Consider the following 17,532-nt stretch of genomic DNA (forward strand, 5'->3'; position numbering starts at 1 on the left):
GCGCATAGCGAGTAACAGAAACCAATCTTGTTGTGTACAAATGTTTATTAAGATCACGGAATGGCATCAAGCTTCGGCTTCTTGCGCAGAATTAGATAGGCGAAAACGACGGTTAGCACCAGGAAAGCCAGACTGTCCATACTCGTCAAAAAGACGATCGGATTACCGTCATTGAACGACAAGGAGCGGCGCAAATACTGTTCCAGATCCGGCCCCAGGATGAAACCTAGCAACATGGCCACAACCGAGTAGTTATGTTTGCGCAGGAAGAAAGCCAACACACCAAACAATAGGGCTAAAAACATCTGAAAAATTGAGTAGGTCGCCACATAACTTCCGACGAGCGCTACCACGGCGATGGCGCTGTAGAGCAGACCACGGGAGATTGAGACGATACGAATAAAGTACGGCCCGAACAGGAACAGCGTCAGCGGGATGAGGATCAAGGCGCTCACAAACAAAGAGGCAAACATGGGCGCTATTAGATCAGCCTGCTGTTCAATGAGACGTGGCCCTGGCTGTAAACCATTGATAACCAAAACGCCAAGTACAATAGCCGTGGTAGGGTCGCCCGGAATCCCGAACATTAGCATTGGCACAAAAGCACCGCCACACATGGAGTTGTTCGCCGATTCAGCCGCGGCAATACCTTCTCGACTGCCGTTGCCATACTCCTCAGGCTTCTTCGAACCGCGTTTGGCATCAGCATAAGCCACAAAAGCGGCCATAGAGCCACCCGCGCCGGGTAAAATGCCAATCGCATAACCAATAAAGGCGCTCTTAATATAGGTAAAGAAGCCCACTTCGCGGATTTCAGACCAGGGGGGAATAAAATCGCGCCGACGTATTTTTAAGCCCTTCGCCCTATTCAGGGAGCCTTCCAGAGAGAGGTTCCAGTTCTGCGCCTGTACCAGCAGCTCACTGACCGCAAACGCACCGATGACCACCGGCATCAAACCGATACCTTCCACCAGCAGTTCAGTGCCGAACTCAAAGCGCGGAATTGGCTGGAGCACATCTATTCCCACGGTAGCCAGCATGATGCCCAGCGTCGTAGCGACAATTCCCTTGGCGATAGCGCCCTTATCGACAATGATGATCACCACCAACGCAAAAAGCACCAGTGAGAACTTCCCTGGGGTGCGGATCAGCAGCGCCAGCTCACCGGCAATGGGCATGAACGCCATGAGCAGTAACGCGCCGATTGACCCACCGATCATCGAGCCCAGCGCCGCGTGCCCCAGCGCATTGGCGCCCTGCCCTTTTAACATCAAGGCGTTGCCTTCCACGGCGGTCATCATCGAGGACGGCGCACCGGGAATATTGATGGTGGTAGCCGTGATACTGCCGGAGTACATCCCCGCCATAAAGATCGAGGCACACATGACCAGCGCAGGTACTACGTCGATCGTATAGGTAATAGGTAACAACAGCGCAATGGCTAGCACTGATGTGAGGCCTGGCATGGCACCGAAAAAGGTACCAATCAAGAAACCGGCAATCATGAAGCCAAGCACTTCCCAACTCAGCAATGCTTCAAAACCGCCCAGGAAACTAACAAAGGTCTCCATTAGAATCCTCCTAACAGGGGAGGCAGCCGTACCCCGAAAATACCGGCAAATAGTCCGTAAAAGAGCGCTGTAACGGCGATCACATAAAATATAAAGAAGGCGGGCCGATGTTTTTCGAAGTCAAAGATAAGAAAGAGGGCTACCACGAAACCCAGCGTAGCGGGCACGTAACCCAAGGGACGAAACAAGGCGATGTAGATGCCTGTCGCCACCACAATCAGCAATGGCCTTAGCAGAGAGCCACCAGCAGCCGCCTCTGCTTCTTTGCGCCACTCTCCTACGATTACGACTATCAGCGCTGCATACATGATGAACGCCATCAGGATAGGCATGAAGCGCGGCCCCACAATGGTGTCACCACCAAACTGAGAGCGTATGCTCAAGGCTTCCGCCAGGTAGATCGTGGTCAATATCAGTAAGAAGGCAGGAAAAAGTACTGCCGACCTTCTAAAGCGTTCGACGTTGTTCATTGACTCAAAATCCTCTGCTTGAGATAGCTGTGGCACCGGTAACCGGCGCCACGCTCTTTGAGTAGCGAGTTACTTGGACATCACGCCTGCTTCTACCAGAGCATCCATTTCGCTGAACAGTGACTCGGCCGTTTCATCAGCCCAGGCAGTCACCTCATCGGTACCCAGCCAGTTCGGCGTAACACCGACGTTGGCAACCCACTCTTGAAACTCATCACTGTCGTAAGCCGTTTTGTAAGCGCTTTCCAGTACGTTAATGGCTTCTTCCGGGGTGTCTGCTGGTGCGGCGAACACAATAAAGCTGCCAATCTGGAGGTCGATCCCCTCGTCAGCGGTGGTAGGCACATCGGGATACGTCGGGTTTTGCGTATCGGAGAACTCAACGAGACCGCGTACGGTGCCATCTTCCAGGAGATTGGAAAAATCGCCCAGGCTGGTAAGTGCAACATCGACCTCATCGGACAGAATGGCCTCTTTCTGAGGAGCAGCTCCGCCAGGATAAGAGACGATTCGGAACTCCGTACCGGTCAGCTCTTGAAGCTGTAGAATCGCTAGATGGATACGCCCGCCAAGATTCTGAATGGCTACGCGAATCTCACCAGGATTTGCCTTAGCCGCTTCAATAAGGTCATGAATCGTTTGATAGTCGGAATCGGCGTCAACAACGATAGCGTCGGGCTCGCTTGTTACTCGTGCAATCAGCTTCAACTTATCAATATCGTAACTGGGCAGCATGGCTTGCCAAGGCACGGTCACCAGGCTGTCGTAGGTTAACGCGCCAATGGTATAGCCGTCGGGCCGGGCGCTCATAAGCTGGCCAATACCGGTGGCACTCACGCCGCCCTCGATGTTTTCTGCATACATGGAAACATCGAGGCTTTCTTCTGCAATCGTGGTCAGTTTCCGGACGATACCATCGGTACCCCCTCCGGCCCCCCAAGGCACAATCACGCGGATATCGCGCTCAGGGTAGTCAGCTAGCGCCACGCCAGATAGTGAGGATAAAGCGACGGCAGCGGTCAGGGTTAGCAGGGTTTTGTTGTTTTTATACATTGTGTACTCCTTGGTTTAAAACCTATCAGCAAACTATTTCTTATGATCAAGTCATACATCATACAACTTGAAACTTAGTGTGTTCTTGTTAGCGCTACAATAGAGAGATGTAAAAACTAGACCAAAGTCGAGCGCTTACCTAACTGACCACATCTCTCTATCGGTAATACGTCTGGCTAGGTCCATCATCATCGAGAAAGTGCTTTAACGAACGAGTGCGGGACGCTTAGGATCAAACTCCCACCCAGGAATCAAAAACTGCATCGCCATGGCATCATTTCGCTGTGTGGTATCCAACGATTTATAAAGACTATGCGCCTCCATAAGCTTCTCTTCGTCAAGCTCAACCCCCAGCCCTGGGGTGGTGGGCACCTTGAGTTTGCCATTGCGAATGAGCAATGGGTCTTTAGTGATTCGCTGCCCGTCTTGCCAAATCCAGTGGGTATCAATCGCGGTAATCTCACCAGGGCAAGCCGCTGCAACGTGGGTCATCATGGCGAGCGAAATATCGAAGTGGTTATTACTGTGAGAGCCCCAGGTCATGCCCCACTCGTTGCAAAGCTCACCCACTTTTACCGCACCTTGCATGGTCCAGAAATGACAGTCTGCCAAAGGTATATCCACCGAATTGAGCTGAACGGCGTACTGCAGCTGTTTAAAATCGGTCGCAATCATATTGGTAGCGGTGGGTAGGCCGGTTCGCTTCTTAAACTCGGCCATAGTCTCGCGCCCTGAATAGCTCTCTTCCTGGCCACAGGGGTCTTCAGCATAGCTGAGCAGATGCTTGATAGGCTCCAACACGCGCACCGCTTCATCCAGTTTCCAGGCACCGTTGGGATCAAGCGTCAATCGAGCATCGGGAAATGCTTCATGGAGCGCCCGTATGCAATCAGCCTCCTCTTCCCCACGTAATACACCGCCCTTTAGCTTGAAGTCTTTAAACCCATAGCGCTCATAAGCGGCTTTGGCCAACTGAGCCACGGCCTCGGGTGTTAGCGCTTCTTGGTAGCGTATTTCATCCCAGCTATCCTGTGGGTTATACGCGTTAGGGTATGGAAGGTCTGTCTTGCCCGGGTCACCCAGTAAAAACAGGTAGCCCAATGCCTCGACTTCATCGCGCTGACGGCCGTACTGACCGAGCAGGTCGGCGACGGGTAGCTGTAGTGCTTGCCCATAGAGGTCTAACAGCGCCGACTCAATTCCGGTGATCACGTGTACCGCTACGCGCAAATCAAACGTCTGACGCCCCCGCTCTTCGCGTCCGTTCTGAGCCAATCGCAGGCGAACCTGATTGAGGGTGTGCTTGATGTTATTGATTTGCGAGCCTTCCACCAGCTCACGGCACTGCTCCAGCCCCTTAAGAATGCCGCCACTGGAAGGGATCTCACCCACGCCTTGATTACCTGCATTATCCTCAAGGATGACCACACAGCGGATAAACCAGGGGGCATGACCGCCACTGAGATTTAATAAGAAACCGTCGTAACCTGCGACTGGTACCACTTTCATTGATTTAATTTTTGGAAACATATGTCGTACACCTCTCTTATTATTGACCCAAGTTGAAAAAATATTTAGGGAATCAAGTCACTGGCGCAGGATTAAATAACACCAAATCATTATGAATTCCCAGCTGGTCGGCAGCGGCCTGTTGGCGGCCGCTGGCCACGTCCAGGATGAGGTGGAAAAGCTCCCAGCCCACCTCTTCGATACTGGCATCACCGGTGGCAATGCGCCCCGCATCGAGATCGATAATGTCGTGCCACCGTTTTCCCAGAGCTGAGTTGGTGGAAACTTTCAACACCGGCACCATGGCTAGACCATATGGTGTCCCCCGACCTGTGGTGAATACCTGCAGATTCATGCCTGCGGCTAACTGAAGCGTGCCACAGATGAAATCGCTGGCCGGGGTCGCGGCGAAGGTCAGCCCCTTACGGCGTAGCCTTTCACCAGGGCCGATGACATCGACAATCGGCGAGTTGCCCGACTTGATCACCGAGCCCAGCGCCTTCTCAACGATATTGGAAAGCCCCCCCTTCTTGTTGCCCGGTGAGGTGTTGGCGCTACGGTCTGCTTGGCCTTGAGCCAAGTAGTTGTCGTACCACGCCATCTGCTCAATCAGTGCCCTACCCACGTCTTCGTCAATAGCCCGCGGGGTTAACAGATGTATGGCATCGCGCACCTCGGTAACCTCTGAGAACATCACACTGCCACCCGCTCGCACGATCAAATCGGTCGCAAAGCCCACTGCGGGGTTAGCTGTCACGCCCGAAAAGGCATCGCTGCCGCCACACTGCATGCCGACGACGAGCTCGGACGCCGGGCAGGTTTCACGCTGGCGTCGATTGAGTCGCTCAAGGTGTCGTTCGGCCATGGCCAAAATACCCTCGACCATCTCGCCGAAGCCCTGAAAAGAGTCATCCTGAAGGCTCAACACGTTGGCTTCCGGGTCGGCCGCCTCGGTGTTTTCATAAATTTTCACCGGTCGATCGGAAAGCAGTGTCGAGGGTTGCAGCTTCTCGCACCCCAAACCGATGATCATTATTTCGTTGCCGAAGTTGGGATTCAGGGCGATATTTTTAAGCGTTCGAATGGGCACAATAGCCGCAGGCGCATTAATGGCGACCCCACAGCCATAAGAGTGATTAAGCCCCACCACATCATCAACGTTAGGAAATCGCGGCAGCAGCTCGCGTTTGATCCGCTGCACGACGAAGTCGACGGTACCCGCGACACACTGCACGCTGGTGGTGATACCCAGCACATTTTTGGTGCCCACGCTGCCATCAGGGTTACGAAAGCCCTCGAAGGTATAGCCTTCAAGCGGCTCGGTCTTCGGTGCTGGCCGGGTCGCCAGCGGTAGATCCGCCAGTGGCGGTGGTGTCGGCATGTGCAAGTTGGTCTCACTGACGTGGCCGCCTTGGGGAATAGGCGTAGCTGCCGTACCGATCACTTCACCGTAGCGAATGATGCGCTCACCCTCCGCCAGATCGACAAGGGCCACCTTATGCCCCTGCGGGACAGCCATTGTGGTGGTAACTCCTCCCTCAATGACGGCACCCTCAGCAAGACCGCCCGGTTCAACCACGATGGCGACATTATCGTTGGGGTGTATGCGAATCACGCGCGTATTAGTCGTTGTCTGTTTCATGACCCTTTCCTGAGGCTGTGCGTGTACTGCCAGTTACCTGGGTCAGCTCCATTTTTTGCCTGGCGCGGGATTTGAAGCCCATGACGATGGCGAACATTACCGAGGCGACAATCAACCCCCACAGCACCATGGCGATGGGACTCTTGGTGAAAAAGATCGAGAAAGTGCCGAACGACTCCAGGCTCTTGACGAAGTAGACCTCGGCTTGGCTGCCCAAGATAAAGCCAATAATTAGCGGGGCCACTTCCAAACCAATTTTCTGCACCAGGTAGCCTAAAATGCCGAAAATAAGCAGCGTCCAGACGTCAAACATAATGCCGTAGTTGATGGCATAGGCCCCCACTACACACATCATCACAATGATGGGGAAGAGAATATGCTTTGGCACCATCACCACTTTGGCGATGTACTTAATGGCATAGAACATTAAGAAGAACATCACGATATTGGCGAACACCAAAGCCGTCATCATGACGTACCAGGTCTCGGTATTCTCAGGAATAAATAGCGGCCCTACCTGGATGCCCTGCAGGGTGAACGCACCAATCAGTACCGCCGTCGTCGAGTCGCCAGGAATACCTAGCGATAGCAGTGGAATCAAAGCCCCACCGGTCAACGCATTATTAGCGGACTCCGAGGCAATAAGCCCCTGAGGCGCCCCTTTACCCATTTGCGATGAATCACGGGTTAAGTTTTTCTCTTGGGTATACGCCAGCACGGAGGCAGCGCTGCCACCGACCCCTGGCAACATGCCAACGAAGGTGCCAATAAACGACGAACGCACCAGATTGGTCAGGCGTCCATTAAAGATTGAAAGCGAAAAGCCGCCTCCTTTGCTGATCTTTATGCGTTCGTTGACTAGCCCGCTCTTTGCCCCCTTTTCCGCCTCAAGCAGAATCGTGGAAATACCAAAGACACCGATCAGCACCGGCAGCAGGGAAAACCCTTCAAATAAGTAGGGTTCCATAAAATCGAACATCAGCCGGGTCTTGCCATTTCCGCCATCAGATATGCTGTAGTCGCCAATCAGGCTCAACCAGATGCCGATAACGCCACTAAAGATGCCAATCAGCATGCTGCTGGACAGCGAAGCAATGACACTCAGCGCTAATAAAATGATCAAAAACTTCTCTACATAAGAGAACTTGATCGAGAAATCGGCCAGCAGAGGCGCAAACAAGAACAGTATAGCGGCGCTAATAAGCCCGCCGACGACTGAAGCGATGACACAGATCTTCAGCGCTTTCTCACCCTCACCCTTTTGAGCCATCGGGTAGCCATCAAAGGTGGTGGTAATGGAAGAGGGAGTGCCGGGAATATTGAGCAGAACGGCGGGCACCATACCGCCCGAGATACCCCCCACGTACAGCCCCAGTAGCAGCGCCAGACCGTGGTGTAGCCCAAGGGCATAGGTGAGCGGTAAGCAAACAGCGACTGCCATGGTGGCGGTCATGCCGGGGATCGCGCCGAAGATGATGCCGACCAGAGCACCGAACCCGGCGAGTAAAAAGAAGGTTATATCGAGAAGTGAGAGGAATTCCATGGTGGCACTCGCTCCGGTCACGGTAAGGTGATAGTGAACAGCTTGGCGAGAACGAACCAGGCCAGACTAGGGGCGACGATGGCATTGACCACGACGATGGTAAGCGCCTTTTTCGTCCAGTCATGCAGATAGAGCAGTGACATCAGGAGAACGAAAACCATCGATACCAGCAGGAAGCCATAGCCTGTGTAGGGGAACATATCGCCCACCACGGCCATGAAGTAAAAATACGCCGCGATCAAGACGAGAGTGCCAATAAAACGGAAATTATCTCGAGCCTCACCCACAATGGGCAGTGTGCGCTCTCCTCGTTTCACTGATGCCATGAAGGGAGCTACCTTTGTCATTAAAATCAAGACAAAGAGTCCCGCCATGATCCAGTGAATAATCCTCGGGAAAAACAGGTGGGAGGTCTCGAAATCGATGGAGACACTAAGCAGACTTGAAAGACCTGATTCCATAACAGCTCCGGGCATTAGCAGCAGATACCCTGCTTACTATTGTTCTATAGCGGCTCATGCATAGGAGAGGCAGCCGCCGCTCACGCAGCGGGCGCCATACCTTTACTTGATGTTGCTGATGATTTCTTCGTAGCGAGCCATTTTATCGGCGAGATACTCAGAGGCTTCATCAGAAGGCTTGAAGTTGGGGATAAAGAAGGCGTTCTTCTGAGTCTCCTGTATTTCACCTTCCGCATAGATATCCGTTAGCGCTTCATCGATTTGCTCAACAATCGCTGGATCCATGTCTTTGTTGTAGAGGAAGAAGAACTCCTTATCGAATGTAAAACTCTCGTCATCGCCCATTGTGACGTGCACGTTTGGCTCTACATACTCCAGCAGTTGCTCACGAGACGTTTGGCCAAGCCCCTCTTCCGGGGCCTGTTCAATGGTATCTTGCCGGGCCGTCAACCAGACAAAACGCATCGCTTTCTGGTCGTCTTCAGGTAACCGCGTGTACTGCTCGTTAGCCTGCACAGTGCCATTAATTACATCGGCTTGGCCGTCAAAAAGCTGCTGGTTTTTGTCGGATTGAGAACCGGTATTGACAGCGACCAGGTTGTCTTCCTGACCAGGATGCTCAATAGCGATGGCATTTTTCAGGGCACTGAAACCAATCTCCGATACGCCACCCGGCTGGATAGCGACCCGCACAGTCTCACCATTGCCTACTGCAGCAATGATGTCGTCAAGGGTTTGGTAAGGTGAGTCTTTAGGCACCAGGTAGGCATTGCCTGGGTTGATTGCAAGCGTCGGCCCGACGGTATATTTCTCAAAAATATCGTCGTAGCCCTCAACCCCATACAGATGGCCAAGATAGGACTGATCGTGGAAGATCATCAGCGTATTGCCACGAGAGTCCCGATCGAGTGTGCGAAAAGCAGAGCTTGCACCAACGGCATCCACCTTCATGTTGAGATCCAGCCTTTCAGCTAGCTGATCCACCACAATAGTAGAGTTTTGATACGTATCCCCGCCGGTGGACGTTGAACCGATAACCACACGAATATTGCCCCGCAATGGGCCATCTTGGGCCATGGCTACGCCAGCGCTGACGCTCAATGCTGCCATCAGCGCTGCGGAACCGACACTTGTCATTAATTTATTAGAAACGATCATACTTTCACCTCTTTCGCTCGTTGTTAAATTGTTATAGCTCAGTGGTTTAATGGCTTAATGAGTTGGCGCTTTATTACTATTTAACCCGATCGATCAGCTTTTTAAGCTCCTGACACTCCGCCTGGGTTGGCATTGCCAGCGGCGCGCGAACACTGCCGGCGGGACGGCCAACAATGTCTGCGCCTGCTTTGATCAGGCTAACGGCATAGCCCGCTTTTCGATCCCGGAGGTCTACGAAAGGAATAAAAAAGTCGTTAGTGATCTGTTTCACAACGTCTTTATTACCTTTGCGCAACTCCTTGTAGAACTTCACTGCCATCTCCGGCACGAAGTTGAAAACAGCCGATGAGTAGGTATTTACGCCAATGGAGACATAGGCCTCGGCAAAAATTTCAGCCGTGGGAACGCCGCCGATATACACCAAACGGTCACCCACAGTTTTGACGATTTTGTTAAGCGCCTGAATATCGCCTTTGCCATCTTTTAGCCCCACCAAGTTAGGGCAATGGTCGGCAAGCTGCTGAACAGAATGAGCATTCAGGATGCCATTACCGCGGTTGTAATAAATCACGTTGACTGACGTGGCATCACAAATCTGGCGGGCATACTCCACCAAGCCATCCTGCGGGCACTCGGTAAGGTATGGCGGCATCAGTAGAATGCCGTCAGCGCCCGCTTCTTCGGCCGCTTTTGCAAAGGCCTTGCCGGCTTCAACGCTTAAGCCCGCGCTAGCAATAACGGGCAAGCGACCGTCGATTACTTCGACGGCGACGCGAACAATCTCGCGGTATTCATCAAGTGACAGGTTAAAAAACTCCCCCGTGCCACCCGCGACGAAGACCGCCGAGATCTCGTGGCTGATGAACCACTCAAGCCGCTTGCGGTAGCTCGCTTCATCGAAACGACCTTGACTATCGAAATCGGTAATCGGGAACGATAGCAGACCATCGCCGATGGCTTTTGTTACTTCTTGTCTTGAAAACGTCACTTTGCGCCCTCTTTAAAATGTGTTGACCACTGAATGAGCAGACATCATTTGCTAGCCAACAACCTTATGTCATACATCATACAACCTAGAAGATAAGTATCCTGCTAGCAGGGTGCAAGCAGAACTATTGAAATTTAAACCAAAGTAGCAGCCATACCCTGTAAACCTGTTGAGGATTAAAACGCCTTTAACTAATCATCCGCCAGCTCGCAAACAGAGCGCCATAGCATGTCATCGACAACAATCGGCCTCTCTCCATATCGCTGATTAGCGGTCGACTCGCCCGGCCAGCGCACTGTGCGCCCCGGCTCGGCAGGAGTGGTTGCGGCCAGATGAGACTGAATGCCTTCAACAATGCTATCGCAAGCTTCGCGACCACCAAGCTGTTCAGGGTCAAAGACCATAAACACCTGGCTGCAACCGCCGCCACTGCCACGCTGAACCTTATCAATAGCATGGCTAGGACGCCCTTGAGCGAGCAGTGCTGCTAACGCATCCAGTAGAATCGACAACCCAGAGCCTTTCCAGTACCCGGCCGGCAGCAAGCGACGCGTCGCAGCGATCGCCGCAGGATCACGACTCAACTCTCCACGCTCATCAAAACCGCCATCAACGGGCAAATGCTCGGCCTTCAGCTGAGTCGTCTGCAGCTTCCCATAGGAGAACTGAGACATCGCCATATCGAGCACCAGAGGCCCGGTGTTATGCGGTACGGCCATCACCAACGGGTTATTGCCAATCGATTGGGAAGCACCACCCCAGGCAGGCATGCACGACTCGGTATTGGTCCACATAATCGTAGCGAACCCCTGTTCAACCGCATGCCAGCCATAGCTTCCGCCCCGCATCCAGTGGGTTGTATCGCGTAACGCCACCAGCCCCATACCATGTTCACGCGCCAACGCCATGGCACGCTCTGTGGCATGAAGTGCATTGACCACACCTATTCCAAAACCTCCATCAAGCACCTCAATCGCGCCCAATCGCTGGACAAGGCTTGGCTTAGCGTCGATATCGACCCAGCCTTTCCCGACGTACTCAATGAAGCGTGGAACCCGCCCGATACCATGCGAATGTACGCCGTCGCGGGTACTTTCAGCATGGATTTGCGCGCAGGTCTCAGCATCAGCGGGCTTTAGCCCCGCCTTCAATAGTGATTTCTCAATCGTACTGCGCAACGTCTCAAAATCGATATTAGCCATCACTTCCCACCATTAAAAAAGCCCACTCCGCGAGTGGGCTTCAACACCCCAGCCGCCTCGAATGGCGGCCATGGACTTCAAGCAGCGTCAGGCGCCGCGTCTTGTTGACGAGTACGGTAGTTCTGCCACAGTGTCAGCGCCAGCAACCCACAGGCGATGACTAAAAAGGTAACGCTGATGGGCCGGGTGAAAAACGGTGTCCAATCACCACCGAAGGTCTGCAGCCCCCGCCTCAGGTTAGATTCCGCTATAGGCCCCAGAATTAAACCCAGTATTACCGGAGCGGTTCCAAAGCCATATCGGTTGAGAAAATAGCCGAGCAATCCAAAAGCCAGCATTATGTAGAGGTTAAACACATCCCCATCAACGCCATAAACACCGATGAAACAGAAAACAATGATAGCCGATATCAACTGCTTTCTTGGCACTAGCAGTACACGAACAAACAGCTTGATACCTAAACACATGATGATAAGCATGAAGAAGTTAGCGACTAAGTACGCTAAAAATATCCCGTAAATGATGCCGCTCTGGCTTTCAAATAGCATCGGCCCCGGCGTAACGCCTTGAATCATTAAACCACCCAATAGAACAGCCGTCGCGGCCTCGCCGGGGATGCCCAGCGCAAGCGTAGGAATTAACGCCCCACCTAATAAAGCATTGTTCGCGCTCTCAACGGAGACAATGCCTGCACCATGCCCCTTACCAAACTTTTCAGGTGTTTTAGAAAAACGACGTGCTTGGTCATAGGCTACCAGTGAGGCGATACTGCCCCCAGCGCCAGGCACTGGGCCCACGACAGAACCAGACACAATCCCGACAAGAAGGGCGCGCCAATTGCGCAGCGTTTCAATAAACCGCGGGCGTGCAATATCGACCTTATGGGGGCTATTCTGAAGTTTATTGGAGGGGTCATATTCGAAGGCATCTTTCAGCACTTGTGATACAGCGAATAATCCAATCAGCGCCGGTAAAAGGTTAATCCCGGTCAATAAAGACAGCTGTCCAAACGTAAAACGGTCGACCCCCGCAATAGGATCTGTACCGATGGTAGAGCAAAAGAAACCTATTAGGCCTGCAATCAAACCTTTAAGGAGGGACTTGCCCGCAACAGAAGCAATAATGACTAGCCCGAAAATGCTCAGCGAAAAATACTCCGCAGCACCAAATCGCAATGCAAACTCAGCGATGGGTGGTGCGAGAAGACTTAACACCACCATACTTGCTACACCGCCAAAGAAAGAGGCAACAATTGCCAGCCCCAGGGCTCTCCCCGCTTCCCCCTTTTGAGCCATTGGGAAGCCATCGAACGTAGTCGCGACCGAGGATGGCGTTCCTGGAATATTCAACAATATGGCGGGTATCGAGCCACTGGCACCAGCACCACACAGGGTACCCAGCAGCATACCAATACCCATCACAGGCGGCATTCCAAAGGTTACCGGCAATAATAGGGCTATCGCCATGGCCGATGTTAAGCCTGGCAATACCCCCATGATAATGCCTAGGAAAGTCCCACCGGCAATCGCCAATAATGTACCCAACTGGAAGACCAGCCCCAAACCATCAATATAACCCGTTAGCATCTCACTTCTCCTTCTTCAATCCGGCAGTGGGATATTGAACAGTTCGGTAAATACATAATAGATAACCAATGATAAAGCGAACGCAAAAACTGTATACGCTGCTAGGTTTCGAAGTTTTCGACTATTGCTTAATTTTTGAAATTCACCGCTAGTTATGACAAGGCAAACGACATTTAAAAAGCAAAATATCGCTGTGCTTGCGATATACCCCAGCCGCTCGAAAGAATTGATATAAACAATAATCAAAGCCACGATGGTCAGCCATTGCAAAATGCCTTTCTTCGGAGCAGTGGCATTAAGGGCTGTTGCGTCTTCCCGCACTCGCCTTGCAGCAAGCCATTCGTAAGAATCACGTATTAAGCAGGGCACAGCACACACAAAAATCAAGCCAGAAATCAACTTTGGAAAAGAAGCGGGGGAAAGCCCCCCCGCCATGCTGACGGCTGGCAGCGTAGTGGCCATATAAAACCCAATTGCCGATGCCACCACAAGAAACAGATCAAAGATCGGTTTACCTATATCCTTTGCCATCAGTCGCTAACTCCTTATTTTATTTAGCAGCTAAGTCGCCAGCACTGTCTTTCATCACTTCAGCAGATTCGGCGATAAACGCCTCTAACTCATCTCCATACAGCGGTACAATATCCAAGCCCAGATTCGAGGCAGTCTCTTCGAAGGATCCTTCTTCTACAATTTCTTTAATGGTGCTGACCCACGCTTCCTTAGCCTCTTCCGGTAGGCCATCAGGGCCCGCGATGCCGCGCCATACTGTCAGAGACAGGTTGTAGCCCTCCTCTTGGAAAGTAGGCACATCGGGCAGCGACTCGCTACGCTCTGCGTAGGACATACCCAAGGCTTTCAGACGACCTGACTCTAGCGCCGAGCGAAGTTCCGCTCCACCTAGCACCACGGCATCTACGTGCCCGCCCATAGCAGCGGAGATAGTCTCAGAACCGCCGGGATAGGGAATGAAGTTAAAATCGACTTCAGCGGTATCAGCAAAGGCCACCGCCGCGATGTGAGCTGATGACCCTACCCCCGAAACCCCCACTTGCACCGAGGTGCCTTCCTTCGCAGCCTCGACCATAGCGTCCAAGTCGGCGTATTCACTGTCTTCACCAACAGCGATGACGTAGGGCTCTTCAAGGATCTTGGCGACAAAATCAAAATCTTCGTAGGTAAAGTCAACATTACCCAACGCCTCCAAGGTCAGCAGTGCATTACTGGCGGCAGCTAAGGTATAGCCATCTGAATCTGATGCCTGAGCACGTGTCAGCCCCACGGCTCCGCCGCCGCCCGAGATATTGCGAATGACCAAGTTGGTATCGAGTTTTTCTTCCAGAAGCGGCTGTAGTGCGCGGACGAAGGTGTCGTTGCCGCCACCGGCTGAGAAGGGCACGATCATATCGATGTTTTGCTCAGGATATTCAGCAAATGCACCAGCACTGGCCAGCATTGCTGTTGCCACAGATAAGCTTAGCGCTAACTTTTTCATTGTAATGTCCTTCTTTGTTATGTTTAGGGTATTCACTCAGCGCACTAACGCTGGCTTTTTCGGATCAAACTTCCAATCATCTATCAAATACTGCATTGCCATCGCATCATCCCGAGCGCCAGCAGGCAGTGAAAGATAGAGCTTATTAGCCTCCTCTATGGCCTTCATATCGATGTCGACCCCAAGCCCCGGCGCATCGTTTACGGCCACTTTGCCACCCACAATCTCCGGCGGATTGCGAGTCAGGCGAGCGTCGCCCTCCTGCCATATCCAGTGGGTATCAAGCGCGGTTGTGCGCCCCACGGCGGCGGCCCCCACCTGGGCGAACATGGCAAGCGAAATATCGAAATGATTGTTGGAGTGCGAGCCCCAGGTCATACCATGATCCTGGCAGAGCTGGGAGACACGTACAGCACCGGAAAGTGTCCAGAAGTGCGGGTCGGCTAATGGAATATCGACTGAGCACAGCATCAGCGCGTGGGCCATTTCCCGCCAGTTGGTGGCTACCATGTTGGTGGCGACAGGCAACCCGGTGGCATGGCGAAACTCAGCTAAAATCTCGCGACCGGAAAAGCCCTGCTCTGCCCCGCAAGGATCCTCTGCGTAGGCAATCACACCGTGGAGATCCTTGCACAGCCGGATCGCCTCTTCTAGCGACCAAGCACCGTTAGGGTCAATGGTCGTGCGCGCATCCGGAAACGCATTGTGCAGCGCCGTGACGGCCGCTATTTCTTGCTCGCCAGCCAGAGCCCCGCCCTTTAACTTAAAGTCTTTAAAGCCGTATCGATCATGCGCCGCCTGAGCTAGCTCAACAATGTGCTGAGGGGTCATGGCCGCCTCGTCGCGCAAACGGTACCAGTCGTGATCCAAGCCCCCGGTGCCACGTCGAAAATCCAACGGCGTAGCGTGCCCATCACCGATAAAGAATAAGTACCCCAGCACGTCAACGCTGTCACGCTGCTTGCCGTTGCCTAGGAGCTCTGCCACCGGCACTCCCAGAAATTTCCCCATCAAATCAAGTAACGCCGCTTCAAGCGCGGCAACTGCATTGATGCGCAGTTCGAATGTCCAGGAGCCTTTGCCGAAATCTTCAAAATCGGCACTCCGTCCGATATTGTGTAACGACGCAATCATGGAGCGCATTTTCCCGATCGACTGACCGACCACCATCTCTCGTGACTGCTCAAGAGACGTTTGAATCGTCTCGCCACCGGGGGCTTCCCCTACCCCTACATTACCGTGGCTATCTTTGAGAATAACCAGGTTGCGGGTAAAATACGGCGAGTGCGCTCCACCGATATTGAGTAACATGCTATCGCGCCCTGCCACGGGAATGACCTGCATATCGGTTATCGTGGGAGTGTCGTGACTCGACATAAACAATTCTCCATTAGGCGGTGTTAGCGCGCAGATCAGCATCCCGCTCATTGCCGCATTAAAATAACGAAGGCGGACAAACGCAGCCCTTGTTGGTCAATCAAAGACTTTTAAACTCAAACCCACTCTTCGCTGCTTGGCATAGGCGATCTAATTATCCGGATCAATATGTCATACATCATACAAATAAGAAGATAAGTAGCATGACTTTCAGACGCAAGCAGCAGTAGTGAAAATTAAACCAAAGTAGCACTGGCTGACATGACTGCCAGCAAGTGATTAACAACCTAAAAAAGACATTAAATAACTGATTTTATTTATTTTTATACTTCAACCACCCAGCCTGGCTTAAATATCGCTGGAGTAAACTCATCAGGGTATCCACCAGGGTTGGCAATGATACGCGTGCCGTTACGCAGAATATCCACGGGTTCGTGAACATGTCCGTGCACCCATACATCCATATTGCCCATTAAATGAGGCAAATTGGAGGCAAACGCGGGGGATAACGCGTCGCCCAGATATTGGCCTGGGATACAGTCGTGTAGCGGGGCATGATGGCTAACCACCACCTTAGGGCCATCAAACGGCTGGGACAGCTCTTTTTCGAGCCAAGCAAGCGCTTCAGCATGCACCTGCTGGCTTGCCTGAGGTGTGAATGTCTCCCCTGGCGAGGTTTGAACGATTTTAAAGTCGGGCATGTAGCGCAACGCCTTAGACTCAGTATCGGCGGGGTTTTGCGTTGGGTCACCGGCGTACAACGCAAAGTCAGTCCATAGCGTTGTACCGTAAAAGCGTACGCCATTGAAGGTGACAGCACGATTATCCAGAAGCTCAATGTCGAGCCGCTCGGCTTCGAGCGCCAGCTCATCACGCAGCAGCGGCATGCAGGTACCGTAGAACTCATGGTTGCCTGGTACATAGATAATCGGCGTGTCTGGAAACTGGTGGCGCGCCCAGGCAAGGCCTTCGCACTTACGGTGAATATCCCCCGCCAGAACCACTACATCTGCCTCCACCTCAGGCAGCTCGCGGTTCCCGTCAAAAAACTCCAGGTGCAGGTCAGACAAAATACGCAGACGCATAGGGCTCCTCGTAACAAATACCTATTTAAACGATCTTACCCGGCCTAGGACACGTTGTCGCAGGGCATCGGTGTCACGTCAAGGCATGCTGCATTGCAGCAAAAATAGGCTATAATAACGATGTAGTCCCAATAGGAGGACCGCACAATGACTTTTTTAATAACCCCCCCTGCACGCGATAATGAAGTTCTAGAGTTCTGGAGCTTGAATGCTCAATGGCATCGTGCCGCAGTTGAAGCGCTGAAAGCCTATTTAGGCTAATTCAGGTGCTTTTGCGCCCTTTAGACCAAAAGCTAATCACCGAAGCCGGAATATTTTCCGGCTTTTTTATGACTATGAAAACCTTTTCCATTCAAAGACCTAATATCCAAACACAGATATTTGTAAGCCAC

General features: G+C 52.5%; 15 protein-coding genes. All 15 read right to left on the bottom strand.

All coding sequences use genetic code 11. The features are described from left to right. Window positions 1–53: 53 nt before the first annotated feature. A complete protein-coding gene (locus tag ACW17M_RS12390; protein WP_457547530.1) occupies window positions 54–1,571 on the bottom strand; it encodes a tripartite tricarboxylate transporter permease in 1,518 nt (505 codons plus the stop codon). Beyond that, on the bottom strand, window positions 1,571–2,041 hold the full coding sequence (locus ACW17M_RS12395; protein WP_027959946.1) for a tripartite tricarboxylate transporter TctB family protein: 471 nt from the start codon (window positions 2,039–2,041) through the stop codon (window positions 1,571–1,573). The genes ACW17M_RS12390 and ACW17M_RS12395 overlap by 1 nt, the downstream gene beginning before the upstream one ends. Window positions 2,042–2,110: 69 nt before the next feature. Next, on the bottom strand, window positions 2,111–3,094 hold the full coding sequence (locus tag ACW17M_RS12400; protein ID WP_457547531.1) for a Bug family tripartite tricarboxylate transporter substrate binding protein: 984 nt from the start codon (window positions 3,092–3,094) through the stop codon (window positions 2,111–2,113). A gap of 204 nt (window positions 3,095–3,298) precedes the next feature. Next, window positions 3,299–4,624, bottom strand: coding sequence for an enolase C-terminal domain-like protein (locus ACW17M_RS12405; RefSeq protein WP_457547532.1), 1,326 nt, complete (start codon window positions 4,622–4,624; stop codon window positions 3,299–3,301). A 52-nt stretch (window positions 4,625–4,676) separates the two neighbouring features. Then, a complete protein-coding gene (garD, locus tag ACW17M_RS12410; protein WP_457547533.1) occupies window positions 4,677–6,245 on the bottom strand; it encodes a galactarate dehydratase in 1,569 nt (522 codons plus the stop codon). Continuing rightward, on the bottom strand, window positions 6,226–7,788 hold the full coding sequence (locus ACW17M_RS12415) for a tripartite tricarboxylate transporter permease (protein WP_051051997.1): 1,563 nt from the start codon (window positions 7,786–7,788) through the stop codon (window positions 6,226–6,228). Before ACW17M_RS12415 ends, garD begins: the two co-directional genes overlap by 20 nt. Before the next feature lie 17 nt (window positions 7,789–7,805). Then, window positions 7,806–8,249 carry a hypothetical protein gene (locus ACW17M_RS12420; protein WP_022521782.1) on the bottom strand — a complete coding sequence of 148 codons (444 nt, stop codon included), beginning with the start codon at window positions 8,247–8,249 and terminating at the stop codon, window positions 7,806–7,808. Window positions 8,250–8,351: 102 nt separating this feature from the next. Further along, on the bottom strand, window positions 8,352–9,407 hold the full coding sequence (locus ACW17M_RS12425; protein WP_457547534.1) for an ABC transporter substrate-binding protein: 1,056 nt from the start codon (window positions 9,405–9,407) through the stop codon (window positions 8,352–8,354). Between the two features lie 76 nt (window positions 9,408–9,483). Further along, a complete protein-coding gene (kdgD, locus tag ACW17M_RS12430; RefSeq protein ID WP_342583920.1) occupies window positions 9,484–10,395 on the bottom strand; it encodes a 5-dehydro-4-deoxyglucarate dehydratase in 912 nt (303 codons plus the stop codon). Between the two features lie 191 nt (window positions 10,396–10,586). Next, window positions 10,587–11,597 carry a 3-dehydro-L-gulonate 2-dehydrogenase gene (gene yiaK, locus ACW17M_RS12435; RefSeq protein ID WP_457547535.1) on the bottom strand — a complete coding sequence of 337 codons (1,011 nt, stop codon included), beginning with the start codon at window positions 11,595–11,597 and terminating at the stop codon, window positions 10,587–10,589. Window positions 11,598–11,674: 77 nt separating this feature from the next. Beyond that, window positions 11,675–13,183: a tripartite tricarboxylate transporter permease gene (locus tag ACW17M_RS12440; protein WP_009287141.1), complete on the bottom strand. Its 1,509-nt coding sequence runs from the start codon at window positions 13,181–13,183 to the stop codon at window positions 11,675–11,677. Window positions 13,184–13,198: 15 nt separating this feature from the next. Continuing rightward, window positions 13,199–13,714, bottom strand: coding sequence for a tripartite tricarboxylate transporter TctB family protein (locus ACW17M_RS12445; protein ID WP_053856858.1), 516 nt, complete (start codon window positions 13,712–13,714; stop codon window positions 13,199–13,201). A 19-nt stretch (window positions 13,715–13,733) separates the two neighbouring features. Further along, complete coding sequence (locus ACW17M_RS12450; protein WP_457547536.1) at window positions 13,734–14,678, bottom strand: Bug family tripartite tricarboxylate transporter substrate binding protein; 945 nt, start codon at window positions 14,676–14,678, stop codon at window positions 13,734–13,736. 36 nt (window positions 14,679–14,714) lie between these two features. Continuing rightward, entirely contained in the window at window positions 14,715–16,055 is a 1,341-nt protein-coding gene (locus ACW17M_RS12455; protein ID WP_457547537.1) for an enolase C-terminal domain-like protein, read from the bottom strand. 323 nt (window positions 16,056–16,378) lie between these two features. After that, entirely contained in the window at window positions 16,379–17,140 is a 762-nt protein-coding gene (locus ACW17M_RS12460) for a metallophosphoesterase (RefSeq protein ID WP_422156339.1), read from the bottom strand. Window positions 17,141–17,532 lie beyond the last annotated feature (392 nt).

This window comes from Vreelandella sp. 2A-K22 (genome assembly GCF_054065485.1).

What these genes read in the sequence shown, in the direction of transcription:
- ACW17M_RS12390 (WP_457547530.1), bottom strand. Translation starts at nt 1,571, where the DNA reads ATGGAGACCTTTGTTAGTTTCCTGGGCGGTTTTGAAGCATTGCTGAGT.
- ACW17M_RS12395 (WP_027959946.1), bottom strand. Translation starts at nt 2,041, where the DNA reads ATGAACAACGTCGAACGCTTTAGAAGGTCGGCAGTACTTTTTCCTGCC.
- ACW17M_RS12400 (WP_457547531.1), bottom strand. Translation starts at nt 3,094, where the DNA reads ATGTATAAAAACAACAAAACCCTGCTAACCCTGACCGCTGCCGTCGCT.
- ACW17M_RS12405 (WP_457547532.1), bottom strand. Translation starts at nt 4,624, where the DNA reads ATGTTTCCAAAAATTAAATCAATGAAAGTGGTACCAGTCGCAGGTTAC.
- garD (WP_457547533.1), bottom strand. Translation starts at nt 6,245, where the DNA reads ATGAAACAGACAACGACTAATACGCGCGTGATTCGCATACACCCCAAC.
- ACW17M_RS12415 (WP_051051997.1), bottom strand. Translation starts at nt 7,788, where the DNA reads ATGGAATTCCTCTCACTTCTCGATATAACCTTCTTTTTACTCGCCGGG.
- ACW17M_RS12420 (WP_022521782.1), bottom strand. Translation starts at nt 8,249, where the DNA reads ATGGAATCAGGTCTTTCAAGTCTGCTTAGTGTCTCCATCGATTTCGAG.
- ACW17M_RS12425 (WP_457547534.1), bottom strand. Translation starts at nt 9,407, where the DNA reads ATGATCGTTTCTAATAAATTAATGACAAGTGTCGGTTCCGCAGCGCTG.
- yiaK (WP_457547535.1), bottom strand. Translation starts at nt 11,597, where the DNA reads ATGGCTAATATCGATTTTGAGACGTTGCGCAGTACGATTGAGAAATCA.
- ACW17M_RS12440 (WP_009287141.1), bottom strand. Translation starts at nt 13,183, where the DNA reads ATGCTAACGGGTTATATTGATGGTTTGGGGCTGGTCTTCCAGTTGGGT.
- ACW17M_RS12445 (WP_053856858.1), bottom strand. Translation starts at nt 13,714, where the DNA reads ATGGCAAAGGATATAGGTAAACCGATCTTTGATCTGTTTCTTGTGGTG.
- ACW17M_RS12450 (WP_457547536.1), bottom strand. Translation starts at nt 14,678, where the DNA reads ATGAAAAAGTTAGCGCTAAGCTTATCTGTGGCAACAGCAATGCTGGCC.
- ACW17M_RS12455 (WP_457547537.1), bottom strand. Translation starts at nt 16,055, where the DNA reads ATGTCGAGTCACGACACTCCCACGATAACCGATATGCAGGTCATTCCC.
- ACW17M_RS12460 (WP_422156339.1), bottom strand. Translation starts at nt 17,140, where the DNA reads ATGCGTCTGCGTATTTTGTCTGACCTGCACCTGGAGTTTTTTGACGGG.